Origin of the sequence: Desulfohalobium retbaense DSM 5692 (assembly GCF_000024325.1) — a bacterium.
Classification (GTDB): domain Bacteria; phylum Desulfobacterota; class Desulfovibrionia; order Desulfovibrionales; family Desulfohalobiaceae; genus Desulfohalobium; species Desulfohalobium retbaense.
Window position 1 is genome coordinate 1,025,781 of the sequence record NC_013223.1, and the last position, 24,052, is coordinate 1,049,832.

Here is a 24,052-nt window from a genome sequence, read left to right on the forward strand (position 1 = left end):
ACGGCCATTCCTCCCCCCGAGAGCATCGATGCGACTGCCGTCACCGGCATCCAAGGGGGGCGATAGGAATCCAACTCAGGATGTCGAACGGGGTTGTGGGGCGTTTTTGATATGCGACGGCAGTTGCCGCGGTAAGCGGATGATAAATCGGGTGCCATTGCCGAGTTCGGAGGAAACCTCAATGCGGCCACCGTGCTGTTCAATGACCTGGTTGGCGATAAAAAGGCCCAGCCCGGTACCTTTATTGCCCTTGGTGGAAAAGAACAGACTGAAGATCTTGTCCTGGGTCTCCTGGTCCATGCCAGGGCCGTTGTCCTCAACGCTGAAGACGACGTGGTCTTTTGTGCTCTCGACGCTAAAATGGATCTGTGGGTCCGCGTTGCGGCCTGTTGTGCAGGCATCGACGCCGTTTTCCAGGAAGTTGACCACGGCCGAGGAGACAGCCGTGGGATCGGCTTCGAATTTCGGGAGGTCTTCCTGGATGTCTGAATGCAGCCGCACGCCGGCCTGTTCGGCCCGGGAGCCGGCCGTGTCCAAGATTTCCTCGGCCAATTCCCGGGCGGAGACGACGTCCCAATTGATTTCGCGGGATTTGGCATAATACAGGATATCCAGGACCATACGCTGGATTTTGCCAACTTGCTTCTTGATCACCTGGGAGGCGGAGGAGATACGCTCGAAATCCTGTTTTTTCAGTCCGGACTCCAGGCGATAGATTCCGCCGTCCAGGGCGGTCAACATCCCCTTGACGCCGTGGGAAACCGAACCAAGGAGCATGCCCAAGGAGGTCAAATGGTCCTGGAGTTGACGGATCTGGGTGATGTTGGTGGCCAGTTCCATGACCTGGACCACTTCCCCGCTGGTATCGCGGATCGGAGCGGTCCAGACCAGAACGTTGTAGCGCTCTCCGGTGCGGGAAGTGACAATCTCTTCAGTATGAAACGGCTCTCCGCTTTCAAAGGTCTCGAAGGCTGGGCAGTTGTCGCAGGGGCGGCTCCGGTGACGGTAGACCTGGTAGCAATACTCCCCGGAAAAATCCCCGAAATCCTGTTTGAAGAGATCGTTGGTTTCAGCGATGCGCAGGTCCATATCCTGCACGGAGATATAGCAAGGAGCGGCGTCGAACAGCTGCTGATAGCGTTGCCGGGTAAAACGCAATTCGTCGCGCAGGCGCGTTATTTCACTGACATCGACCGAGATTTCGAGGACCAGGTCCACATCACCGTCGTGATTGCGCACTGGCGCAGTGTGGACCATAAGCGGCAATTCCCGTCCTTCGGCACTGCACGCCGTAACCTGGAAGCGCTGGGGCTGACCGGTGGCCAAGGTTCTGCCCACAGGACATTCATCCGGGGAAGCGGCTTGGCCGCAATACACCTCGGCGCTCGGTTTCCCGCTGCGATCGCCGAACCGTTCCGCATAGAGCGCATTCGTGGCAACGACCTTCTGGTCCCGGTTGTGGATGGCCACAAAACACGGCAACTCGTTGAAAACGGGCGGATCGCCGTGATCCATTTCCCGGCTGAGTCCCGCCACAGCCGAGCCGAGAGCCTCGACGACCTGGCCCACGGCCAGCTGGCGTTCCAATTGGACCACGCGCTGGGACTTTTCCCGGACCAGGTTTTCCAGATTCTGTGTGTATTCCTGCAATTGGCGACGCATGCGAATGCGTTCACGCACCCGGCGCAGAGAAAATTCGAGGACTTCGTCGTTGATGGGCTTGGTGATGAAGTCGGCGGCGTCGTTGCGCAGGCTTTCGATGGCCGAGTCCATGTCCCCGTGTCCGGTGATCATGATCACTTCGGTTTCCGGATCTTCAGCCTTGAGCGCCTGGAGAAGTTCCAGGCCGTCCATGCCCGGCATTTTGATATCGGTGAGTACGATGCCTGGCCTGTGTTCGCGCCAGACCTCCAGGGCCTCATTGCCGTTGGCCGCGGTATGGACGGTGTAGCCGCTATCGGCCAGGGTGATGCCGAGGACTTTGCGAATCCCTTCTTCGTCGTCGACAAGTAACAGCGCATTGTCCATAGCTTCTCCCGTGCCTGGGGGGTTCGTCATCCTTTCTCCACTTGCCCGTTTCGCCTCCCTGCAATTGTGCGGCAGGTTCGGATTGCTGGGCTGAGCAAACAGGAAGGTTGTTTGACGTTGGTTTTGTCTGTGCCGCGCCTGCTGTCCCGGGATTGGGCTCGTCTCGGGCAGCAGACGCGGCACAGGTGAAACGTCACAAGCCGCTACGGGTTTTTACCCCTCGCTGAGTGTGGTCCGCACGATGTCCAGAACCTTGTCCGGATCAAAAGGCTTGTTGATGGTGGCTACAGCTTTTTTGATCGCGAGATGGATGCCGGACAACCCGCTGATGACCAGAACGGGGGTGTTCTGGAGCACAGGGTCCTTGCTCATGTGGCGGTAGAAACGCGGTCCCCATTCCTTGGGCATTTCCAGGTCCAGGGTAATCAGGTCGGGGCGCTCACTGCGGGCGATTTCCAGGGCGTCATGCCCGTCGTAGGCCTTGCAGGTTTCGTAGTCGTTGTCTTCAAAAATGGAGACCAGATAGTCCACTATATCAGGGTCGTCGTCGATAACCATGATTTTATAGGCCATGAGTCTACTCCCTGGGGATAAGGATGTCGGCCGTTTCGGCCCCGGAGGCGTCCGGATCAGCCCAATGTCTGAGTGATCAGGCGCAGCAACTCGTCTTTGTCAAACGGCTTGTTCAAACTGGCCACGGCCCGGGGGATGGCGTATTTGCTGCCGGAAAGGCCACTGATGACGATAACCGGGATGGACCGCAATGCGTCGTGCTGACTCAAACGCCGGTAAAAGCGCGGTCCCCACTCGTCGGGCATTTCCAAATCCAGGGTGATCAGGTCCGGATTTTCCTGGCGGACGATGTCCAGGGCCTGGCTGCCGTCAGTGGCCACACAGGTCGCGTAGCCGTTGTCTTCCAGCAGTTCTTTGAGGTAGCTGACAATTTCCGGATCGTCGTCAACGATCATAATCTTGTGGCTCATGCCCGCCTCCTTGATTCGGCTGAGGTCTGCGGGAATACCTCCCGCTGGTAGTCCAGGCGAATGGGCCTGGACCGGTTGCTTGAAAGTCCGTCTCCGGCTGGCGCAGCCAGGGCCGCTTGAGGTGGAACCGGTTTATTCGTTTTTCGGGGCCCGGTTGAGGCTGGCTACCGGGCAGGTGGCCCGCAACGCAACCTGTTCCAGGGTGCTGCCCAGACGTGCCTTCTCCGGATCGGTCTCCCGGGTGTGGTGGGCCATGACCAGCAGATCCGCCTGGCGTTCACGGGTGAATTTGACGATCTCCACAAAGGGCACCCCTTCCCAAACCTCGAATTCATAATTGGTGAATCCGTCCATTTGAGGCTCATACAGGGCGCGCATCCGCCGTCTGGCTTCGATAAGCTTGTCTTCGATGGTGTCCTGGGCCTGGAATTGACCAACGGTGGTATTGATATCCAGGGCGTGGAAGATGTGCAGCTTGCAATCGAGTTCCCGGGCCACATTCAGAGCGAAGCGAAAGGCGTAGTTGGCCGCTTTGGAAAAATCCGTACCAAAGACGATATTCGAGAATCCGCCCCAGAACGAGGCCACAGGCCGGTGGATGGTCAGCACAGGGCATTTCGCCCCTCGGGCTACTTTTTGCAGCGTGCTACCGGCAAAGCCGCGGCGGTGCGGTGCCTCAGGTTCGGAATCCCGGGTGCTAGCGCCCATGACGATCAGGTCCACTTCTTCCTTTCGGGCCAGGCGCAGGATTTCCGTGTGCGGCAGTCCGACGCGGATTTCGACCCGGGCCTTGGAGAGGGTCTCCAACTGTTTGGCGTAGGTCGTACGCAATTCTTCCTCGACCCAGGTCGTGTAGTCCTCGTCAAAACTGACTTCCTCACCGGTGCGCACATCGACGACAATCTGGCTGAACCCCCTGGTGGGCACCCCCAGGGAGTGGAACAGGACCAGCTCAGCGTCGTAGCGCTTGGCCATGTCGAACGCCACGCGAGCGGCGTTGTCGCAGGCCGGCGAGCCGGAGGTGGCGAAAAGGATCTTCTTGAACATAGGTTTCCCCCTTCAGGATCAACGGTGCAACGGTCCGCCGGCCTCCTCGACCGGCGGACCTGGGGCTTTATTCGTCTGCGGGCTTCAGATGCTCGGGAACCTCGACCATGCTGATGAGTAACGGTTTGAGAAAAGACCAACGGATACCGATTTCGTATTCCTCGTCCAGGTCCCGGATGGCGTCCCAGCAATTGTGGCAGGGGGCGATGACCAGTTTGCATCCAGTGGCCAGGATCTGGTCCCGTTTTTTGCGCAGGGCCACATTGCGTTGCTCGCGGTACAAGCCGATACCGTTGAAGCCGCCTCCACCGCCGCAGCAATAGTTGTGTTCCTTGTTCGGCGCCATTTCCCGGAAATCCTCGGCGATATAGCTCATGATTTCACGGGTGGTTTCGGCCAGACCATGATTGCGGACATAGTTGCAGGAATCCTGTAGCGTGACCGGTTCTTTGATCTTTTTGGCCGGGTCGATCTTCAATTTGCCGGTGCGCAGCGCCTCGGCCACCCATTCCACGTAGTGGATGCATTCAACAGGGGGCTTGCCGTCCTTGCGCCCGGCCCAATACGGCCCCTCAATGACCGTGGCCCGGTGGGCGTGACCGCATTCGGTACCGATCATCCGTTTGGGACGCAGGCGCTCCATGGCGTCGTAGACTTCCTTGACCTGCATCTTGCAGCCTTCCCAGTCGCCAGCGAACATGGTCAGGCTGGTCTGTTCCCATCCTTGGCTGGAGACAGTCCAATTCTCGCCGGCGAGGTGGAACAGGATGGCGGCCTCGGCGATGTCTTCGGGGTAGTGTTTCACTTCGCGGGCATTGATGGTGTACAAGATGTCCGCGTCTTCCTTGTCCACCGGGATTTCAAGGTTGGGCCATTCGTCCTCGGATTCTTCGCACATCCATTCGCAGGTTTCGGTGAAGTCTTCGGAGGTCACATCCATCTGGGCCCGGTAGACCCGGTGCATGCCAGACCCGACCTTCAGCTCCCAGGGCACGAATCCCTGTGAAAAGAGCAACCCGCGCAGATAACTGATCATGACCCCCATATCGATGCCATAGGGGCAGTACATGGCGCAGCGGTTGCAACAGGTGCATTTGGACCAGGCGGTTTCCATGCACATGCGCATGAAGGCGTTGTCGACATCGCCCTTGCGTTTGACGATTTCCCCCAGCGTGGACTGGACCTTGTAGGAGGGCACCTGCTTCGGGTCGCGGTTGTTGACCTGATACAGAAAACAGCTTTCTGCACAAAGGCCGCACCGGGCGCACATATTGAGCCAGGTGCGCATTTTGGAATTGCAGGTTTTTTCCAGCGATGCGGCCAGCTTGGCTTTGTCCACATCGAGTTCTTCCATTTCCTGGTAGTATAGCTTGCCCCCCTTGTCCGAAAGAAGAGCATCGAGCTCTTCTTTGGTTTCGATGGGGCGTTTGTTGCACAATGTTCCTTCGGGCATATTTTCTTCTCCTTCCAGCCCCTTTCCGGGCGTCTTCAGAGATCCGCCCCGGCGCCATATGCGCTGCGGGCGTTGTCGTTACCAGGCCAGTCCCCGTCCTTTCATACCGCCGCGCTTGATTCCGAAATCCATGCCGATCTGCGCCCTGGAGAGGAAGAAGCCCACGATATGGAAGAGCTTGGTAAAGGGAATGGCTATGAGCAGGGCCTCACCCGCAAGGATGTGCAGGATCAACCAGAATTGCGGATTGCCGATTTCCTGGACGGCAAAAAAGCCGGTCACAAAGGGGGCCAGGGTCAATGCCAGCAGGAAATAGTCGTAAGCGGTGGTCAGAATCCGGACCTCGGGCAGGGCGATGCGCCTGACGATCAGACAGGCGGCGGTGACGAAGACGGTGATCGTCAACGCGTCGGCCACGCCGCTGGGCAGTGTCGGCCAGGAGATGCCCCAGCGTTGTTCAACGATGGCCACGTGCCCTTCCAGAAACAGCGGCACCAGGATCAGGCCGGCATGGAAGGCGAAGAAGATGATGGTGTACAGCGGTTTGATGCGCCAGTTGCGGCTGCCAAAAGGGATGATCCAATGGAGGATGGATTTGGCCGCCGCTTTGGCGCCTTGGCCGGGGTACGCGGTGTAGGCCACCCGGTCGATCTGCCAATTCAGACCCCGGATGTATTGGACAACGCGATAGAGCACACCGATGATGCAGATAAGAAATGACAGCCACAATAAGGGGCCGGTGACAAAGGCGTACATGTGCTTCGCTCCTGATAACTGGGGTTAGTCCTCATCTCTGCCGGTCAAGAAGAACCAGAAGCCGAGCAAGCCGACCAGGGTTCCTCCCATGAGCAGGTAGACCACGGATTTGGTGCTGAGCATGAATTGGTGCAGCGTATGGAACATGGTTTCCATGGCGACCTCCCTCGACTAGTGTTCCGGATAATCCGGGTGGGTGTAGAATATGGGCATCCGGGTGACGATGAACCTGAAGACCAGAATGCCGATGGTGACGATGAAGATGGAGATCAACAATTCCCAGATGCTTGGGAAATATTGCCGTTCAGCCGGCAGATGCCAGTTGAAGGCGATCATGGAAACGTTGAACCGGTTGACCACCAGGCCGAGGACAGCCAGAGCGGAAGTCCATTGAATGAGTTTGAAGTTCGATTCGCGGACGCCGATGGCATACAGCAATGCCGGAAGGGCCACAAAACCGAGCATCTCTACCAAATACCACGCCCCGTATCCGGTAGCGAGGTAGTGCCAGTTGTTGTCCTTGGCCAATCCGATGACCTTGATGCAGAAGTATCCGGCCAGGACAAAGGCTGCGGCGCGCCCGAAGCCCAGGATGACATTGTTGTGTTCGCGCAGGTGTTCTTCGTCCATTTTGTGGTGGAAGTACTTGTGGGACAGGGAGCCTTCAAAAATGACCATCGACAGTCCGGCCACGATACTGGAAATGAAGAAGTAGACCGGGAGATACGAGGAGTACCACAGCGGGTGGACCTTGGAAGGCGCAATGACGAACAGGGCGCCCAAGGAAGACTGGTGCAGTGTGGAGAGAACAACACCGAAAATGGTCAACACCAGTGTCAGGCGCACCGCCCATTGCCGGACATTTTTCAGCCCCAGCCATTCCAGGGCGGCGGGCACGAATTCCAGGAACAGGACTGTCAGGTAGAGAAAGACACACAAGCCCACTTCAAACAGCAGTGAGGTCGTTCCCTGGGAAACGAAGATGGGAAACGGGAGTCGCCAGGGACGCCCGACATCGTAGTGCAGGGCGAAGACCACCAGGGCGTAGCCGAGAAAGGCGGTCAGGATGGCGGGGCGCACCGCTGAATGGAATCGTTTGTATCCGAAGAGATAGCAGGCCGCTGAGGTGACATACCCGCCAGCGGCCAGGGCCACACCGCATAAGAGGTCAAAACTGATCCAGATCCCCCAGGGGTTGTCCTGGGAGAGATTGGTCACGGGGCCCAGGCCGGCCGTGAACCGGACGATGGTGATCGCCACCCCGATCAGCAAAATGGTGCCCGTGATCTGGGTGAAGCGGTCGAATTTGCCCACAAAGGCACGGGCGGCGCTGAGCACCCCGCCGGCCGCGGGCTGGGTCGTGTTCTGCTTGCCGCTCATTTAGGCCTCCTCGTCGTCGTTATCTGCGCTTTGCTGTTTTGCCGCTTCGTCCAGCGCTTTTTGCACTTCCCGTTTGATGGCGGCCTGTTTTTCTTCTTCCGCTTTTTCCTTGGCCTGCTTGAGCGTCGCCTGGGCCTCGTTTTGGGTGACTGAGACCGCCTCGGAGACAGCCTCTTCCTTGGCGCGCTGGGCAGCTTTGTCCCGGCGTTTGTTCATGTAGTACAATCCGCCGAGCAGAACCGGCCAGAGACCGACCACCATGGGCACTGCAGCCAGGGCGCCGGAAGTCAGTTTGGGCGCCGGGGTGGTTCCAAGGTCTTCACGCATGCCGATTTGTTCATACGGCGTCCCGGTGATGTACAGCCAGTTAGTGCCGCCCATCTCGTTTTCGCCGTAGATGTGGTCCAAATAGCGCTGTGGAAATTTCTGGATCTTGAGACGGGCCAGCTTGAGCAGCGTCTCCCGCTTGCCAAAGACCAGGGCCTCCTTGGGGCAGGCCTTGACGCACCCAGGCAGTTTGCCCTCTTGAAGCCGGGGGTAGCACATGGTGCACTTCATGACCGCGGGATCTAAGGCTTTGTTGTATTCGTAGGCCGGGATGTTGAACGGGCAGGCGATCATGCAGTACCGGCAGCCGACGCAGACCGATTCGTCATAGATGACCGCGCCCGTTTCGGTCTTTTTCAGGGCCTTGACGAAGCAGGCTGACGCACAGGCTGGTTCCTGGCAGTGATTGCATTGCATTTTCCGGTAAACCGGATCGGCGGCGTCTTCGGGATGGTATTTGTTGACCACCGTATAGCTGGCCGCATCGGTGCGGCGTTGGGTTTCAAGAACCGACAGGTCGTCGAACGGAACCTCCGGCTGGGGAAGCTCATTGACTTCATTGCAGGCGGCCTCGCATTTGCGGCAGCCGATGCATTGGGTACTGTCGAAAAGGACCCCGAAGCTGTCGGGATAGCCTTCGAAGTGGTGATTGCCGGCAGCCTGGGCATTGCCGCCCACCAGGGTGGATGTCCCTGCGGCGCCGAGCAAGCTTAAAAACGTACGACGTTTCATAGCCTCAACTCTCCTCGGTCATTGTCTCGTATATCGTCCACGACGTTCGCTTGCGACTGCGGGCCGGGGCTTCGATGTGGCGAAGTCCCCGGCCAGCTCTGCTATTGCGCATCTTTTTTGGGATGGCAGCTGGCGCAGTCAGTGGCCGCAGGTTTTTCCAATTCCATTCGGGTATGGCAGCCCATGCACTGTTGGTGGTACGCCGCTTTCAGCCCGGGCCGCAGCGGGGTATTCGGGTCGAACGGCTTGCCGTGACAACTGGCGCATTTGGGCGGTTTTTTGCTCGCCGGGCTGTTGTGGTGGCAGCTGCTGCAGATTGTGTCCTTGCCGGAGTGCATGGCTGTGGCAAGCCCGCTGTCTTTGACGCCCTCCATGAGCTTGTTCACGATTTTGCGGTGCGGAAACGTGGCCGGTTTGTATTCATCAGCCATGACCTTGATGGTCACTTCTTCCGGTATATCCTTTTCCGCGTAGGTGGTATCGGCTCTGGGGCGGGCCTCAAATGAGGCAGCGGCCATTTGTTCCAGCTTTTCATCTGGCATCTCGGCCAGGGCTTTCATGCCCAGCGGTTGTCCGTCGGGACCGGTGGGGGCGGCATGGCATTGTGCGCAACTGTCTTGTTGCGGCTTTTTGACCGGATTGTCGTGGCAGCCGGCGCATTCCGGACGTTGTTGTTCACGGGCGTGGCAGCCAACACAGCTTCGTTCGCTCTGCGGCTCGTGCATGGCCTGCTCCAGGCGGATAAACTCGCCTTTCTTCGCACCGGTCAAGGTGTGGCATTCGCTTTGGCAGGAATCCATGGCCGCATGGTGGCATTCGCGGCAGGTATCCGCTTTCTGTTCGTGGGCCTTGTGGTTAAAGGCCACCGGTTTCATGGCCAGTTCCCCGTTATTGTCGCCTTCGGCCTGGGTGGCGTTCGAAGCGGCAAAGAGCAGCGTGTGATCGGGTTGCCCGCGCTCAAGACGGGGGAGACCGTCGGAGAGCTTCTCGAGATACTTCTCGTTATTCTCCGTAATCTCCTTGCGGCCCTGCTCGCCGTGGCAGCCCTGACAGGAAAGAGGTCCGCTTTCCTTGTCCTTTTCGATCAGCGACCGGTGGCACGAGAGACATTGGGTGTGGGCGGCTTCAGGCAAAGCCCGGACGTCGTCCTGAGTGGTTTCGCCGTGGCAGTAGCGACAGGTCCCTTCCTCACCCTCGGCCCAGATGAGTTTGTCCTGGGCTTCGTCGTACTTGTGGTGACAACTGCCGCAGTTTTTGTCCTTGTCTTTGAAAGCGATGTCCTTAGAGGCGACGTGACGGGCGTGGAGGACTTTCTTGAATCCTCCATCCTGCCGTTGGGCCACGGTTTGGGGGTCCTCGACGTGGCAGGAACGGCATTGCCCATCAAGCGGTCCAGTCGAGCGATTTTCTTCGTGGCGAGTGGTGTGACAGCCAATACATGTGTCGTGGAAGACCTTCTTGGCCGTGTCATACCCTTTGCCGGCGACATTTTTCATGGCCGGATCAAGCTGACCCTCGTCGAATGCGTGGCAGGTGGTGCAGTCAGCGGGTTGGCCTTTTTGAGCCAGCGCCTCGGTGTGCGCATCGTGTTTGAAGGTCACCGGAGGCAATTGCAAGGTGGCGTTAGCCTGCATGGTGTCGATGCGGATCACGTCCGGTCTGCGCGTCAGCGGGCCTTCGGCCTCAGGGCTGTCTTCAGCCCCGAGTTGGAAGGCGAGCAGTACCGCGCAGGCACAGGCGAGGGCCGCGCCGAAAACAAGTTTCCCTTTTCTCATGAGTCCCTTCCTTCCCCTCTGGTTGAACGTTGTTGCTCAGGCCTCCACAAGGTGGCCCCGCCAGTGCAGGGCCGGCTCCCTCAAGCACCTGGGAACGCCCGTTGATGAGAAATCCTACTTCAGTGGTAGGTATTAAAACCTACCGGCTGAGTAGGCGAATGTCGAATGGCCGTCAAGAGGGAATGTGAAAAATCTGTCACACAGGAAGTGGTGGTGCAGAATCATGCACTTGTCGGGTGGGGAGGGAAATGGAGGCTGAATGTCGCCCCGTGTCCGGGGCCGTGGGAGAAGACGGTAATCCGGCCACCACACTCCTGGATGATGCCATAGCTGATGGACAGCCCCAGGCCGGTGCCTTTGCCGACTTCCTTGGTCGTGTAGAAGGGTTCGAAAATCTTGTCCCGGTCACCGGGGGCAATGCCGATCCCGGAGTCGGTGATACAGACCTGGACCTGGTCGTCGGCGAACCGACTGGCCAGAGTAATCCGCTTTTCCGCCTTTTCCGGGGCCGAGGCATGCCGGGTTTCAATGGCGTCTCGGGCGTTGATGAGCAGGTTGATAAAAACTTGCTCTAAGCGGTCGGGATCGGCTTGGATGTGGGGCAAGGCGGTTTCAAGGTTCCAGGAAATCTCGATCTGACGCAATTTGAGCTGTTGACTGAAAATCTCAAACGCGCGCTGCAAGACGGTGTTGACCTGCACGGGGTAGAGTTTGTGCTCGGACTTGTGGCCGAATTCCCGCATGTGATTGATGATTTTGGTGGCCCGGTCCACATGCCCGTCGATTTCACGGGCCATGGAGGCCAGCGTTTCGGGGGCGATGGGCTCGTTCTTGTCGATTTTGCGGACGAAAAAGGTGCTGGCGGTTTTGATCACCGACAGGGGTTGGTTGAGTTCGTGGGCGACGCCGGTGGCCATTTCCCCCAAAGTGGCCATTTTGCTGGCTTGGATGAGCTGCTGCTCGGCTTCCAGACGCTTGGTGATGTCGCTGGTGGTGACCAGGAGAACCTGCTGTCCGGGGTATTGGGAGGGCGAGACTCGAATGGTCACGAAGATTCGCCGTTTGTCTTTCGTTTGTTGCCGGGCTTGGTTGATGACCAGACATTCATGGAGCCGGGGGAGGTAATGGTCGCGGTCGTCGTCGAAAAAAAGGTCGGCGAAGGGACGGTTGAGAATCTCCTCCCGGGTGTAGCCGTATACGGCCTGCACACTGTCGTTGCAGTCCAGGATGAAGAGTTTTTCGGGATCCAGAACAAAGACGGGATTGGGAATATTGTTGAAAATCGCGTGGTATTTTTTTTCGGACATGGCCAGCTGGCGTTCGAGTCGCTTGCGCGGCGTGATGTCCAAGCACATCTCCATTGCGGCCACGATGCGGCCTTCAGCGTCGCAGATCGGGGAGGTGGTTACCAGCCAGTGGACTTCCTGACCGTCGCGGACCACGCTCTCCTCGCTGGAATGACTGCAGCCGTCGGCAAAGGTCCGCTCCACAGGACAGTCAGGACATTTTTCATGGCGGCCCTTGTAAGCCCGGAAGCAGAAATCACCGGCGCTCGGGTTGAATTTATCCGAGAATTCCCGGTTGTAGCTGATAAGCTGGAAGTTTCGGTCCTGCACGGTGACAATGCATGGTACGTGATCGAAAAGGGTCTGGTACTCTTCTTTCTGGTGCAACAACTCCTTGTGCTTTTCGTTGATTTTTTCGTGCATGGTGGACACGGCCGAGGCCAGCTCTCCAATTTCATCACTCTGGTCCAGGGAGAGAATGGCGGTCGGGGGGGCGCCGGAACTGATGCGACGTGTATACCGGATGAGATCCCTGACTGGTCGTTTGACGAAACGGTAGATGGTCCAGAATATCGCCACCCCGGTCAGGGCGAAGACGAGTGTGCCGAAAAGCAGAGTGCGCTGATTGAAACTCGCCAGTTCCTGGTCGGTATTTTTCAGGGACATGACCACTTCCAGAATGCCGAGCACATTGTCAGTGGCGGGGTGGACGTGGCAGGAGGCCTGGGAACATGAGGGCTGGTTTTCGATCGGGGTGACAATTCCCATGCGACGGGGGGTGTTTTCCGTCGCCGGGAGGATGCGGGTGCGCTGGGAAATATCGCTGTCTGGCTTAAGCCCGCCGTTATGGTGACACGAGGAGCAAACCGGCGCCGTGCGGGCAACGTGGGTATCGACCTCCCCGGGGTGGCTGGAATATTTGATGGCGCCCTGTTTATTGAAAATACGGATGGCGGTTATCGCCTCCTGCTTGCTGATATTGGCGATCGTCTGTGCAATATCCTCCCGGGAATTGAGCATCATGGCGTAGTGGGTGCCCTGTTTGATCGTGGTGGACAACCGCTCGCCGCCGGTGTGAACAAAGTCGAAAACCACATGTTTGTGGTATCTGGTGTGCAGGAGAATAAGTAATAGGCAACCGGCCAGGAGGGTCGCTCCGGCGGAGAGAATGATCTTGGCGAAAAGGGAATGGCGCAAAAAATGCCAGAAATGGCGCATGGGGCCTCCTGAACCGCTTCCCATCTCCTACGGAAAAACTCGGAATTTGACAACCTGCAGGCTCCGTGCTCGCCCATTGCTCCTGTTAGGCCGCTTTGCTAGTATTAACTTTCTTTTGCCACAGACCCACCCGGCCTTGTTCCGGTGCCTGTGGCATGGCAATGTGGCCGGCGCTAACTGGAGCTGGCTGCACTCAAACAGAGTACAAACCGGCCTTATGAATCAGGGTGAATAGCATGCGACTGAGTACACGAAGCCGGTACGGCATCCGTTTGATGCTCGATATCGCCCAGCAGGGGCAACACGGGCCCGTCGCCCTGCGCGATGTGGCTGATCGTCAGGATATTTCACTTAAGTATCTGGAAAAATTGTCCAGGAGACTTAGAGAGTCCGGCTTTCTGATGAGCCGTTTGGGGGCCAAGGGGGGCTATGTTTTGGGGCGGCCCGCTGCAGAGATCACGATCAAGGAGTTGATCGAGAGCCTTGAAGGCCATGTCGGCCTCGTGCAGTGCTGGCTGGAAGAGAAGGCGTGTTCCCGGGTGGACCAGTGCCTGGCGTATAGCTTATGGGCGCGGATCAACGAAGTGCTGGCCCGCGAACTCAATGCCATCACCCTTGCCGACATGCTTTTTGAAAACCGGATGTGCCTGCTCGAAGGACCGAAAATCCCCTGTATGGGGGGCAATGAGACCTGCTCTCTGGACGAGGGGGACAAGGAAATATCTTGAGTCCGTCCCTATTTTGGGCGGACACCATTTCCTGGGGATTCGGGCTGGCAATCCTTTCCAGCGGATCGCGAATTTTGGACCTATCATAGGCGCTGGCCTTCCTCAGGCGGGGAAGGGGCCACCCGTTGCCGCCACGATTCGAGTTTTTCCTCCCAGTCTTCAAGCCATTCTTCGGCTTTGCGGCGCGTGGCGTTGGCTTCTTTGTCCAAAAGCGTCTGCAGGTCCTTTTGCAGTGTCTCCCAATCCGGTTCATGCTGCCTGCACGCCTCAAGTTGGTCCTCCAACTCGGCGATTTTCTGTTCCAGGCGACGATTGGTCTTGTGCAGTTCGCTCACTTCCCGCTCGAGACGGCGCGTCTCGGTGGTGGCGTTGGCCTGACCCTCCTCCTGCTGAGTGGCGCAGCCGAAAAGCAGCAGCACACCAAGCACCAATGCTGTAAGGCCCGCAGATGTTTTGTGGGTCATCTCTTCCTCCCTTGAGGGAAAATTTTTCCAGCCGTACAGGTGTTTCCCACCACATTTGGGCACAGACCGCAAAGGTTTTCCTCCCTGCGTCTAGCGCGGCCCCTCCATTTCAGGAGTTGGACGCTGGCGGTGGCTGTCTCGCCTTCGCCCCTCAATCTGAACCAAGGAGCCTTCCACCATGCTCTGCATCTGGAACCATTCCACTGATCCGGCCTTCAATTTGGCCATGGAAGAATACTGCCTGACCCAGCGTCAGGAGGATTTTTTGCTCCTGTGGCGCAATCGACCGGCGGTGATTATCGGGAAAAATCAAAACGCCAGAGCGGAAATCCACTCCGCCTTTGTTGAGGAACATGATATCGCCGTTATCCGGCGTCTTTCCGGTGGTGGCGCGGTCTTTCACGACCTCGGCAATGTCAATTTTACCTTTATCGCCTCACATAGCGGGGAAAAGCGTATTGATTTCCGCCGATTCGCCGAGCCGGTGGTTCAAGCGTTACAGTCGCTTGGCGTGCCGGCTGTTTTTGACGGGCGTAACGATGTGACCGTCGAGGGGGCCAAGATCTCCGGCAACGCGCAATATGTCCATAAAAATCGCGTCCTGCACCACGGCACTCTTTTGTTCGCCGCTGATACCCGTCTTCTGTCCGGGGCCCTTCGAGCGGATCCGCTCAAGTTCGCGACCAAGGCGGTCAAATCGGTCCGCAAACGGGTAGCCAATATTGTTGATTTTCTACCCCAGGCCCTGGATGTAGAGACATTTATGGCCACTTTGCTGGAGTATTTTCTGTCCCACAATCCGGAGAGTACGGTAGCTGGTTTCAGTGACGCAGACACCGAAGCCATAACCGCGCTACGCGAGGCCAAGTATGCCACCTGGGAGTGGAATTTCGGGGCTGCCCCGCCGTATACCCAGCGTTACGTGCTGCGTTCGGCTGCGGGGGGGACGTTGGAAGCGGCCCTGGATGTCCGGGGCGGGGCTATTCAAAACGCTCGGATTTGGGGGGACTATTTCGGGGTGCGCTCTATTGGAGATGTCGAGGCCAAGCTCCACGGGGTCGCGCTGACGAAGGAGGCGCTGTACGCAACCCTCGCCGAGCTGCCGTTGGAAGCGTACCTCTGGAATATCGATCTCGAGGAACTGCTGGCTGTGTTGCTTGGGCAGCCTCCGGCACAGCCTCGGGAAGTGGCGGATCCTGCTGCGGCGGGCTCCTGAGGGCTGTAGCCGGGCCGGTGCCGGGATTTGCCTCAGTCCAGGAAATAGGGCGCGTGGCGGTGTGGGCGGTGGTTGGCGCGTCGGGTGTGGTTGCTGTTGCCACGACTACGATTCAAAACGGGCGCAGGAGAATTTCCCGTCCTGCGGCAAAACCCCGGCACCAGGGGGCTGCTGTGGTTGTGGTCCGGTGCCGGGATTTGCCTTCGGCCAGGAAATAGGGCGCGTGGCGGTGTGGGCGGTGGTTGGCGCGTCGGGTGTGGTTGCTGTTGCCACGACTACGATTCAAAACGGGCGCAGGAGAATTTCCCGTCCTGCGGCAAAACCCCGGCACCAGGGGGCTGCTGTGGTTGTGGTCCGGTGCCGGGATTTGCCTCAGTCCAGGAAATAGGGCGCGTGGCGGTGTGGGCGGTGGTTGGCGCGTCGGGTGTGGTTGCTGTTGCCACGACTACGATTCAAAACGGGCGCAGGAGAATTTCCCGTCCTGCGGCAAAACCCCGGCACCAGGGGGCTGCTGTGGTTGTGGTCCGGTGCCGGGATTTGCCTCCGGCCAGGAAATAGGGCGCGTGGCGGTTTTGGCGGTGGTTGGCGCGTCGGGTGTGGTTGCTGTTGCCACGACTACGATTCGAAACGGGCGCAGGAGAATTTCCCGTCCTGCGGCAAAGCCCCGGCACCAGGGGGCTGCTGTGGTTGTGGTCCAGTGCCGGGATTTGCGACGGTGCAAAGCACAAGAGCCCCGGGGAGGATCTCCCCGGGGCTCTTCTTTTGTGGTGCGCCCGGCAGGGCGCACCCACTTGGAGGTGAAAGTCCTCTACAGGCCCGACAAGGGGAACTGTTAGCCGGACGGCAAGGGTGTCCACCGCGAGGTGGGATCTGAAGGAAGCCGCAGGCAAAACGCTGGCCTGACGAACAGGAATCGCATACGAGGCGGCCATGCCGGGTAAGGAGTCCATTATCTTCAAAGCCCTGTACTTGTACGGAAAGCATGGACGTATATGCGGCGGGCATAAACGTGAAGGTGGGTGCGCATTACCCGGGGAGGTCTGTCCGCCTGCCATGTGCTACCGGCGTCGCGAGGCTTCGGGACGGGCGGGCAGAAGTCAGCCGAGGGCATAGTAGGTCCCCCGACCGGACTGAAGGCCCGAACATCTAACACGGGACGGGAGCCCGAAATTTCGATGACGAACGGAGCCGCAGAAGGACGGGCTGGGACGCCCGTCGCCACACCCGAGGGTAGGGGACGGAATCCCCGAGAGTACGGTAGTGGTGCGTCAAGCGTCACGGCAACGAAGGAGTACTCCCATCCGGAGCAGCAGAGTTTGATGGAAGCGGTGGTCGGACGCGAGAACATGCTTGCGGCCTACAAGCGTGTACGCGCCAACAAAGGCGTCCCCGGAGTCGACGGCATGAGCGTCAACGACGTATGGGGATATTGCACGCTCAACTGGGCCCGAATCAAAGAGGAGTTGCTGGACGGACGGTACGAGCCGCAGCCGGTGCTCGGGGTGCAAATCCCTAAACCCGGCGGCGGGGTGCGCCAACTGGGCATCCCGACGGCGCTGGACCGCCTGATACAGCAGGCGCTGCACCAGGTGCTCTCCCCCATTTTCAACCCTCACTTCTCCGGATCCAGCTACGGCTTCCGGCCCGGTCGAAGTGCGCATCAGGCCGTGCTCAAGGCACGGGAGCATGCTGCCGCCGGCAAACGGTGGGTCGTGGACATGGACCTGGAGAAGTTCTTCGACCGCGTGAACCACGACGTGCTCATGGCGCGCGTGGCCCGCAAGGTGAAGGACAAGCGGGTGCTCGCCCTCATCCGGCGTTACCTGCAAGCGGGGCTGATGCAGGGGGGAATTGCATCGAAACGAAAGGAGGGCACGCCGCAAGGCGGCCCCCTCTCGCCGCTCTTGTCCAACATCCTTCTGGATGACCTGGACAAGGAGCTTGAACGCAGAGGCCACGCGTTCTGCCGATACGCCGACGACTGCAATATCTACGTGCAGACAAAACGGTCCGGCGAACGCGCAATGGCCTCGATCACCCGGTTTCTGACAGAACGGTTGAAGTTGAGGGTCAACGCGGATAAGAGCGCGGTTGACCGGCCATGGAAAAGGAAATTCCTTGGGTACTCGATGACCTGGCATACGCAGCCGCGGCTCAAGGTTGCGCCCAGTGTGGTCAAACGCCTGAAACAGGCGGTACGGGAGGAATTTCGACGTGGGCGGGGACGGTCGCTCAAGAAGACGACAGACACCCTTGCGCCGAAACTGCGAGGCTGGATGAACTACTTCAAGCTGGCGGAGGTAAAGGGAGTTTTTGAAGAACTGGACATGTGGATTCGCCGCAGATTGCGCAATATCCTGTGGCGGCATTGGAAACGACCCTACGCCCGAGCAAGGAACCTGATTCGCCGGGGACTGACTGAAGAGCGCGCCTGGAAATCCGCCATCAACGGCCGCGGGCCATGGTGGAACTCCGGCGCATCGCATATGAACCAGGCATTCCCCAAGAAATACTTTGATTCACTTGGACTCGTGTCACTGCAAGATCAACTTCGCAAAGCTCAAAGTGTCAGGTGAACCGCCGTGGTACGGAACCGTATGCCCGGTGGTGTGAGAGGACGGGGGCCGCAAGGCCCCCTCCTACTCGATGTGCGTCTGGGCGCAGGGTTATATTTCGAACAACATTTCCAGGTCGTTGCGGGTCAGGGATTTCCAATGGTCCTGGCCGGGGATGATGGCCTCGGCCACTCCCTTTTTCTGTTCCTGGAGCTTGAGGATCTTTTCTTCGACCGTATTTTCGCAGATCAGTTTATAGGAAAAGACCTTTTTGGTCTGTCCGATGCGGTGGGTCCGGTCCGTGGCCTGGTCTTCCACAGCCGGGTTCCACCATGGGTCGTAGTGGATGACATAGTCGGCGGAGGTCAGGTTCAGGCCCGTCCCCCCGGCCTTGAGGGAGATCAGGAAAATGGGGATGTCGGGGTTGTTGTTGAAGTTCTCCACCTGCTCGAAGCGATCCTTGGAGGTTCCGTCGAGGTAGGCGAAGGGGACCTTGTTCATGGACAGCCAGGAACGAATGATGTGCAGCATCTGGACAAACTGGGAGAACACCAGGACCTTGTGTCCGTCGTCGATGATACCGGTGACCAGGTCCTTGAAGGTCTCGAATTTCCCGGAGGGAAGATTGGTGGACACGCCCGGCATGTCCAGCTTGAGCAGCCGCGGGTGGCAGCAGATCTGCCGCAGCTTGAGCAAGGCGTCCAAAATAGACATCTGACTCTTGGCGATCCCTTTTTCATCGACGTCGCGCAGGACCTGCTCTTTGAGCTTTTTGGCCAGGGAGGCATAGAGTTCCATCTGCTCGTCGATAAGGGCAGCGTAGTGGACGTTTTCGACCTTGGGCGGCAGATCCTTGGCCACTTCGGTCTTCGTGCGTCGCAGAATAAAGGGTTTGACCCGGTTGCGCAGATACTCCAGGCTTTCCTGGTCGCCATCCTTGATCGGTTTGACGAAGCCTTTTTGAAAGGCGTTTTGCGAACCGAGGAATCCGGGCATGAGGAATTCGAACAACGACCACAATTCCAGGAGGTTGTTTTCAATGGGCGTACCGGAGAGGCACATCCTGAAGGAGGCGTTGATCTTGCGCACCGAACGGGCGGTGATGGTGTTCGGATTTTTGATATTCTGGGCTTCGTCCAGGATGACCGTGTTGAACCGGTGTTTGTTGAGTTCCTCCAGATCGCGCCGAAGCAAAGCGTAGGTGGTGATAACCAAGTCGGATTCGGAGATCTGCTTGAACAGATTTTCCCGTCGTGCGCCGTAGATGACCAATTGGCGCATGTTGGGCACGAATTTCTGGGCCTCGCGCTCCCAGTTGGGCAAAACTGAGGTCGGGACCACGATGAGGTTCGGTCCCGATTGGCCGCGTTCGATCATGAGTTGTAAAAAAGCCAGGGTCTGGACTGTCTTCCCCAGCCCCATTTCGTCAGCCAGGATACCACCAAAATCGTATTCCTTGAGGAAATTGAGGAAGCTCGCTCCCTGCAACTGGTAGGGGCGCAGGGTGGCGTTGAGGTGCTTCGGCGGCTCGACCTGCTCGACCTGCTCGAAATTGTGGATCTTTTCGCGCAGGGAGTCCCAGAAGGAATCGGTTTCCGGTTCGGGGACATCTTCGAGTATTTTGTCCAGCGCCGGCGCTTCGTATTTTTGGAACTTGTCCTTGGGCGGCTGACTGGGGTCCATGCCCATGGCCTCGAGCTTGTGGCCGAGCTTGCGCAGCCAGGATTCGGGCAGACTGGTGTAGGAGCCGTCCTTGAGCTGGACGTACCGCTTGCCCTGGGTCCAGGCTTTCCAGATCTTGTCGATGGGGACCCGGACATCGTCGTACTCCACGGCCAGATCGAGATCGAACCATTTTTCGTCCTCTTCGTCCTGTTCGACCTTGGCCACGATATTGGGCTGACTGAGGCGGACCTTGTAGCGCGACAGGTTCTTCTCCCCAAAGATACGGTATTTTTCGATCAGCTTGGGGTAGGCGTCGAGCAAAAAGGTAATGGCCTCCTCGGGCTCCAGGAACCAGATCGAATTGGACCGTGGCTGGAAATTCAACTCCTGGAGTTCGTTGATCAGCTCGGCTTCTTCGTCCTGAGAGCGTCGGACAAGAAAGGATTCCGCACCCCATTGGTAACTGCCGGTCTGCAGATCCTGGTTGGGGCCGGGGAGGGTGATTTCGCCGTGTTCGGTTTCGTAGACGTTCTGGATCTCCAGGGTCAGCAGGCTGCCTTCCTCATCCATGAACAGTTTTGGGTTGTACGTTGCCGGGACGAAGATGGGCTGCATGCGCTCCAGAAATTCTTCCTGGCCGTGGAGGTCAGAGGCGGGGATCTGGGTCCAGACCCGGTCCAGGAATTCGGAAATATCGGCGTGGGGGATGACCGGACCGCCCATGACCAATTCCTGGATCAGCTTGGCGGACAAGCTCGTTTGCACCGGATAAAAGCTGTTGCGCCACAAGACCCACAACGGCATATCGCCGTAGAAGAAGAGTTCCTGACCCTTGATGGAGAAGGGCACCTTGCCTTCCCGGCCGAGCATGATGTCGAATTCCAACCCGTGCTCTGAGAGTTTGGGGCTGAGTTGGAGCCGCATGGTTTGGGGTTCGATGCACACGGGTTGGTCCGAATCCTGCCAAAAGAGGTAATACTCATTGCGCACCGCCCAGAGAAACCAGGTCATCAGTCCACTGGGGATTTCGACAACCTGGCCGAAATAATCCAGGAATTCACCGATTTGGCGGCATACGGTCGGCAGGTCCGAACTCCCTTCAGACCATTCAGGATTGCGGATGATCTGTTCAAGGGTCACCGGATTTTGGACCCGGGACAGGCCGGATTTGTTCTGCCGTGCCCGGGAAAAGCCGACTTTCAAACGTCCGGGTTCGGGGTAGAACCGGAAAATAAGGTAATGGCTGCCGGGTTCGGGCTCGGGCTGGGTAGCGAAAAAGCCGCGAAAGGTCTGCCGCCAATCACTGCGCGGGGCCGCGGTTTCCTGTTCGCTGTGGCCGTTGAAGGATTTGAGCATCTCCAACAGGGTGGCCCCAACGTGGCGGCAGATGCCGGAAAAGGATTCCGGGCAGTTGCAGAAAAAATTCAGGGCGCCATCTTCCAGGTTGATCCCGATTTCCGAATTGTAGATCTGGAAATCCTCGGCCTGGATGTGGCCGTCAATATCCCAATAATTCTCACGTTTTTTGATGTCTATTTTTTGAACGCCCTCATCGCTGAGAATGTCCTGGGCGCCTTCCAGAATATGCTCTGGAATCGAATCTTCAACGAAGTCTTTCAGGATATGTTCGACAGTTGTGTTTTCAGCAGTCATGACTGCTCGTACTCCTTGGCACAGAATTTTTGCTCTAGGCGTGTGGATTCTTTCGATTCTGAAAAAAGTACGTGAGAGCAACCGATATATATAGCGAAAGAGGAAAAGATTGGCAAGCCTTGGACGGAATTTCGCCTTTCTCTTCCGATGCGCGGGGCGGTTGGTCCGTGCTGGATTGTCCCCGGCGACTTGTGTACAATTTCAGGTTGACGCAATGCTTGGGCTCATCCGCTGGGGGCGGCCAGCCCGGTGACCGCCACCTCTTCTGCGCCGGGACGTCGTCCGCTTCCTTTTTTCGAGGTCATGGGGGTATGGTGGCAACGCGGTCAGAAATCCCAGCTGGTTAAGTGCAAATTTTACGCCGAAAAATGGCACTTTTGGGGTATCCTCTCGGTTTTTTTGAGGATGAGTTTTTCATGGCCCGAGCTTGTGTTGCACATACTTGTCTACGATATCAGATTGCATTGGAAAAAGGCAACCATGTGCATTTTTTTGTCCCCTGCGATCAACTTCCTCATATCTCTGTATTCTTCAATTTTTCCCGCTGACAGACGAGTTTCGCCCGTATGATACGCATCAACGATATTCTGGAAAAAGTTTCGGCCTATCTGCCGAAATCTGAACAGGCCCTGATCCAAAAGGCCTATGTCTTTTCTGCCTCGGCCCATGCCGGACAACGGCGGTTGTCCGGAGAACCCTATCTGTCCCATCCCCTTGAAGTGGCCCACATCCTGGCGGAACTGCGGTTGGATGCCCCGACCATTGCCGCTGGCCTCCTCCACGACACGCTCGAGGACACGCAGTCCAACGTCAGTGATCTTGAAGAGCAGTTCGGTGAGGAGGTCGCCCAGATTGTCGAAGGGGTGACCAAGATCGGGAAAGTCCGGTTTACGTCCAAAGAGGAGGCCCAGGCGGAAAATATCCGGAAGATGATTCTGGCCATGGCCGAAGACATCCGGGTCATTATCGTCAAACTGGCTGACCGTTTGCATAATATGCGAACCCTGCAGCATCAGAAGGGGATCAAACAGCGGCTGATTTCCCAGGAAACTATGGAGATTTATGCCCCTTTGGCGAACCGACTCGGTTTGTACCGGGTCAAAGTGCAATTGGAGGACATCAGTTTTCAGTACCTGCGGCCCGACGTGTATTACCAGATCAAGTCTGGTGTGGAGCAGCATCAGACCCTGGGGCAGCAATATATTGAGCGGGTGACCGGACTTATTCAGTCTATCTTGGACGAGAATTCCATTCCCGGCCGAGTCTCGGGGCGGCAGAAGCATTTGTATTCCATTTTCCACAAGATGCAGCGCCAGGGGCTTTCCCTCGATCAGGTCCACGATCTGGTGGCCTTCCGGGTCATCCTGAAATCGGTCCGGGATTGTTATGCTGTCTTGGGGCTGATCCACTCGATCTGGAAGCCGGTACCAGGGCGGTTCAAGGATTACATCTCCATGCCCAAGGCCAATATGTATCAGAGCCTGCATACGACGGTCATAGGCCCTGACGGCGAGCGGATCGAGATCCAGATCCGCACTGAGGAGATGCACGAAATCAATGAATACGGTATCGCGGCGCACTGGAAATATAAGGACGGGTCCAATCTCAGCGAACGGGATGCGGACCGGTTCCGCTGGTTGCGGCAGATACTGGACTGGCAGAAGGAGCTCAAGGACCCCCGGGAATTCATGGCCTCGCTCCGCTTCGATCTTTTTCAGGACGAGGTGTACGTCTTCACGCCACGCGGTGAGGTTCGGGAACTCCCGGATGAAGCGACCCCAGTCGATTTTGCGTACATGATCCACACCGAGGTCGGCAATCATTGCGCCGGCGCCAAGGTCAACGGCAAGCTGGTCCCTTTAGACACGGCTCTGAAAAACGGTGATACTGTTGAAATCATCACCGACGAAAAGCGTTCCCCCAGCCGGGACTGGCTCAAATTCGTCAAGACGGCCAAAGCCCGCACACGCATCAAGCATTGGATCCGCACCGAAGAGCGGTCGCGGTCCATTGCTCTGGCCAAGGAGATGCTGGAAAAGGAAGGGCGGCGTATCGGGGTCAATTTCAAAAAATTGATGAAGGAGCGCAGCCTCGAACCGGTGGCGGAAGAGTATTCTTTTCGCAGTGTTGACGATCTGCTTTCCGCCGTGGGCTACGCCAAGCTCACGCCCAGGCAGATTTTGAACCGCTTTCTGCCCAAACCGGTGGCTGAAGAAACACCGGAACGGCAGCGGGGCAAGAAGGAAGACAAGGAAGCGCCGCGGAAAACCGAGGGGAAGGCCCGTCAGGAAGGGGTGAACATCAAAGGCGTCGACGATGTCCTGGTCCGCTTTGCCCAGTGTTGCCAGCCACTGCCCGGCGATCCCATTGTCGGGTATATCAGCCGTGGACGGGGCGTTACGGTCCACAAATCGGACTGTAGCAATGTGCAGGGGTTGGAACCGGAACGGCTGCTCAACGTCACCTGGGAAGGGGAAAAACAGGATTCCTTTCCGGCTACAATCCAGATGCTGTGCCGCAATGAAATGGGCGTGCTCCAATCGATCACGGCCCTTTTGACCGAGCGGCAAGTCAATATTGATTCCGGCCACTTTCGTTCCGATGTCGATGGCAATTCCGAGGTCGTGCTCACGGTCCAGGTCCAGGACACGGACCATCTGTACAAGACTATTGACGCCATCAGCCGGATTCCGGCAGTAGTTGAAGTGGTGCGGAAAAGTCGCCAGGAAAAATCATTACCCGGTCAACGCAGCAACCCGGAACACTAAGGAGTCCTTATGAGTACG

Annotated in this window: 17 protein-coding genes; 4 read left to right on the forward strand and 13 right to left on the reverse strand. The window is 57.9% G+C overall.

The features are described from left to right. Positions 1 to 75: 75 nt before the first annotated feature. The 11 genes from DRET_RS04380 to DRET_RS04425 form a co-directional block, all read right to left on the reverse strand. Complete coding sequence (locus DRET_RS04380) at positions 76 to 2,028, reverse strand: hybrid sensor histidine kinase/response regulator (RefSeq protein ID WP_015751317.1); 1,953 nt, start codon at positions 2,026 to 2,028, stop codon at positions 76 to 78. Positions 2,029 to 2,241: 213 nt separating this feature from the next. After that, positions 2,242 to 2,601, reverse strand: coding sequence for a DVU0259 family response regulator domain-containing protein (divK, locus tag DRET_RS04385; RefSeq protein WP_015751318.1), 360 nt, complete (start codon positions 2,599 to 2,601; stop codon positions 2,242 to 2,244). Positions 2,602 to 2,657: 56 nt separating this feature from the next. Beyond that, positions 2,658 to 3,011: a DVU0259 family response regulator domain-containing protein gene (gene divK, locus DRET_RS04390; protein WP_015751319.1), complete on the reverse strand. Its 354-nt coding sequence runs from the start codon at positions 3,009 to 3,011 to the stop codon at positions 2,658 to 2,660. A 132-nt stretch (positions 3,012 to 3,143) separates the two neighbouring features. After that, entirely contained in the window at positions 3,144 to 4,058 is a 915-nt protein-coding gene (locus DRET_RS04395) for a universal stress protein (protein ID WP_015751320.1), read from the reverse strand. 67 nt (positions 4,059 to 4,125) lie between these two features. Further along, a complete protein-coding gene (gene hmcF / locus DRET_RS04400) occupies positions 4,126 to 5,511 on the reverse strand; it encodes a sulfate respiration complex iron-sulfur protein HmcF (RefSeq protein ID WP_015751321.1) in 1,386 nt (461 codons plus the stop codon). A gap of 78 nt (positions 5,512 to 5,589) precedes the next feature. Continuing rightward, the gene (hmcE, locus tag DRET_RS04405) at positions 5,590 to 6,267 is read right to left on the reverse strand and encodes a sulfate respiration complex protein HmcE (protein ID WP_015751322.1); all 678 of its coding nucleotides are present in this window, start codon (positions 6,265 to 6,267) and stop codon (positions 5,590 to 5,592) included. A 24-nt stretch (positions 6,268 to 6,291) separates the two neighbouring features. Continuing rightward, positions 6,292 to 6,423 carry a sulfate respiration complex protein HmcD gene (gene hmcD, locus DRET_RS14010; RefSeq protein ID WP_015751323.1) on the reverse strand — a complete coding sequence of 44 codons (132 nt, stop codon included), beginning with the start codon at positions 6,421 to 6,423 and terminating at the stop codon, positions 6,292 to 6,294. 15 nt (positions 6,424 to 6,438) lie between these two features. Further along, positions 6,439 to 7,647: a sulfate respiration complex protein HmcC gene (gene hmcC, locus DRET_RS04410; protein WP_015751324.1), complete on the reverse strand. Its 1,209-nt coding sequence runs from the start codon at positions 7,645 to 7,647 to the stop codon at positions 6,439 to 6,441. Next, positions 7,648 to 8,706: a sulfate respiration complex iron-sulfur protein HmcB gene (hmcB, locus tag DRET_RS04415; protein WP_015751325.1), complete on the reverse strand. Its 1,059-nt coding sequence runs from the start codon at positions 8,704 to 8,706 to the stop codon at positions 7,648 to 7,650. A gap of 101 nt (positions 8,707 to 8,807) precedes the next feature. Then, positions 8,808 to 10,481 (reverse strand): sulfate respiration complex hexadecaheme cytochrome HmcA, encoded by a 1,674-nt coding sequence (gene hmcA / locus DRET_RS04420; RefSeq protein ID WP_015751326.1) that lies wholly within the window; start codon positions 10,479 to 10,481, stop codon positions 8,808 to 8,810. Positions 10,482 to 10,702: 221 nt separating this feature from the next. Then, positions 10,703 to 12,985 carry a PAS domain S-box protein gene (locus DRET_RS04425; protein WP_015751327.1) on the reverse strand — a complete coding sequence of 761 codons (2,283 nt, stop codon included), beginning with the start codon at positions 12,983 to 12,985 and terminating at the stop codon, positions 10,703 to 10,705. Between the two features lie 236 nt (positions 12,986 to 13,221). Here DRET_RS04425 and DRET_RS04430 point away from each other — a divergent pair, with 236 nt between their 5' ends. Then, positions 13,222 to 13,713, forward strand: coding sequence for an RrF2 family transcriptional regulator (locus DRET_RS04430; RefSeq protein ID WP_015751328.1), 492 nt, complete (start codon positions 13,222 to 13,224; stop codon positions 13,711 to 13,713). Positions 13,714 to 13,796: 83 nt separating this feature from the next. Here the strand turns inward: DRET_RS04430 and DRET_RS04435 are convergent, their stop codons facing one another. Beyond that, positions 13,797 to 14,177: a hypothetical protein gene (locus tag DRET_RS04435; protein WP_015751329.1), complete on the reverse strand. Its 381-nt coding sequence runs from the start codon at positions 14,175 to 14,177 to the stop codon at positions 13,797 to 13,799. 178 nt (positions 14,178 to 14,355) lie between these two features. Between DRET_RS04435 and lplA the strand changes: the two genes are divergently transcribed. Beyond that, a complete protein-coding gene (gene lplA, locus DRET_RS04440) occupies positions 14,356 to 15,393 on the forward strand; it encodes a lipoate--protein ligase (RefSeq protein WP_015751330.1) in 1,038 nt (345 codons plus the stop codon). A gap of 1,319 nt (positions 15,394 to 16,712) precedes the next feature. Continuing rightward, positions 16,713 to 17,969 carry a group II intron reverse transcriptase/maturase gene (gene ltrA / locus DRET_RS04445; RefSeq protein WP_244147924.1) on the forward strand — a complete coding sequence of 419 codons (1,257 nt, stop codon included), beginning with the start codon at positions 16,713 to 16,715 and terminating at the stop codon, positions 17,967 to 17,969. Between the two features lie 90 nt (positions 17,970 to 18,059). Here ltrA and DRET_RS04450 read toward each other — a convergent pair whose 3' ends face one another. Beyond that, the gene (locus DRET_RS04450) at positions 18,060 to 21,266 is read right to left on the reverse strand and encodes a DEAD/DEAH box helicase (RefSeq protein ID WP_015751333.1); all 3,207 of its coding nucleotides are present in this window, start codon (positions 21,264 to 21,266) and stop codon (positions 18,060 to 18,062) included. A 566-nt stretch (positions 21,267 to 21,832) separates the two neighbouring features. Here DRET_RS04450 and DRET_RS04455 point away from each other — a divergent pair. Further along, the gene (locus tag DRET_RS04455; protein ID WP_015751334.1) at positions 21,833 to 24,034 is read left to right on the forward strand and encodes a RelA/SpoT family protein; all 2,202 of its coding nucleotides are present in this window, start codon (positions 21,833 to 21,835) and stop codon (positions 24,032 to 24,034) included. Positions 24,035 to 24,052 lie beyond the last annotated feature (18 nt).

What these genes read in the sequence shown, in the direction of transcription:
- DRET_RS04380 (WP_015751317.1), bottom strand. Translation starts at nt 2,028, where the DNA reads ATGGACAATGCGCTGTTACTTGTCGACGACGAAGAAGGGATTCGCAAA.
- divK (WP_015751318.1), bottom strand. Translation starts at nt 2,601, where the DNA reads ATGGCCTATAAAATCATGGTTATCGACGACGACCCTGATATAGTGGAC.
- divK (WP_015751319.1), bottom strand. Translation starts at nt 3,011, where the DNA reads ATGAGCCACAAGATTATGATCGTTGACGACGATCCGGAAATTGTCAGC.
- DRET_RS04395 (WP_015751320.1), bottom strand. Translation starts at nt 4,058, where the DNA reads ATGTTCAAGAAGATCCTTTTCGCCACCTCCGGCTCGCCGGCCTGCGAC.
- hmcF (WP_015751321.1), bottom strand. Translation starts at nt 5,511, where the DNA reads ATGCCCGAAGGAACATTGTGCAACAAACGCCCCATCGAAACCAAAGAA.
- hmcE (WP_015751322.1), bottom strand. Translation starts at nt 6,267, where the DNA reads ATGTACGCCTTTGTCACCGGCCCCTTATTGTGGCTGTCATTTCTTATC.
- hmcD (WP_015751323.1), bottom strand. Translation starts at nt 6,423, where the DNA reads ATGGAAACCATGTTCCATACGCTGCACCAATTCATGCTCAGCACCAAA.
- hmcC (WP_015751324.1), bottom strand. Translation starts at nt 7,647, where the DNA reads ATGAGCGGCAAGCAGAACACGACCCAGCCCGCGGCCGGCGGGGTGCTC.
- hmcB (WP_015751325.1), bottom strand. Translation starts at nt 8,706, where the DNA reads ATGAAACGTCGTACGTTTTTAAGCTTGCTCGGCGCCGCAGGGACATCC.
- hmcA (WP_015751326.1), bottom strand. Translation starts at nt 10,481, where the DNA reads ATGAGAAAAGGGAAACTTGTTTTCGGCGCGGCCCTCGCCTGTGCCTGC.
- DRET_RS04425 (WP_015751327.1), bottom strand. Translation starts at nt 12,985, where the DNA reads ATGCGCCATTTCTGGCATTTTTTGCGCCATTCCCTTTTCGCCAAGATC.
- DRET_RS04430 (WP_015751328.1), top strand. Translation starts at nt 13,222, where the DNA reads ATGCGACTGAGTACACGAAGCCGGTACGGCATCCGTTTGATGCTCGAT.
- DRET_RS04435 (WP_015751329.1), bottom strand. Translation starts at nt 14,177, where the DNA reads ATGACCCACAAAACATCTGCGGGCCTTACAGCATTGGTGCTTGGTGTG.
- lplA (WP_015751330.1), top strand. Translation starts at nt 14,356, where the DNA reads ATGCTCTGCATCTGGAACCATTCCACTGATCCGGCCTTCAATTTGGCC.
- ltrA (WP_244147924.1), top strand. Translation starts at nt 16,713, where the DNA reads ATGGAAGCGGTGGTCGGACGCGAGAACATGCTTGCGGCCTACAAGCGT.
- DRET_RS04450 (WP_015751333.1), bottom strand. Translation starts at nt 21,266, where the DNA reads ATGACTGCTGAAAACACAACTGTCGAACATATCCTGAAAGACTTCGTT.
- DRET_RS04455 (WP_015751334.1), top strand. Translation starts at nt 21,833, where the DNA reads ATGATACGCATCAACGATATTCTGGAAAAAGTTTCGGCCTATCTGCCG.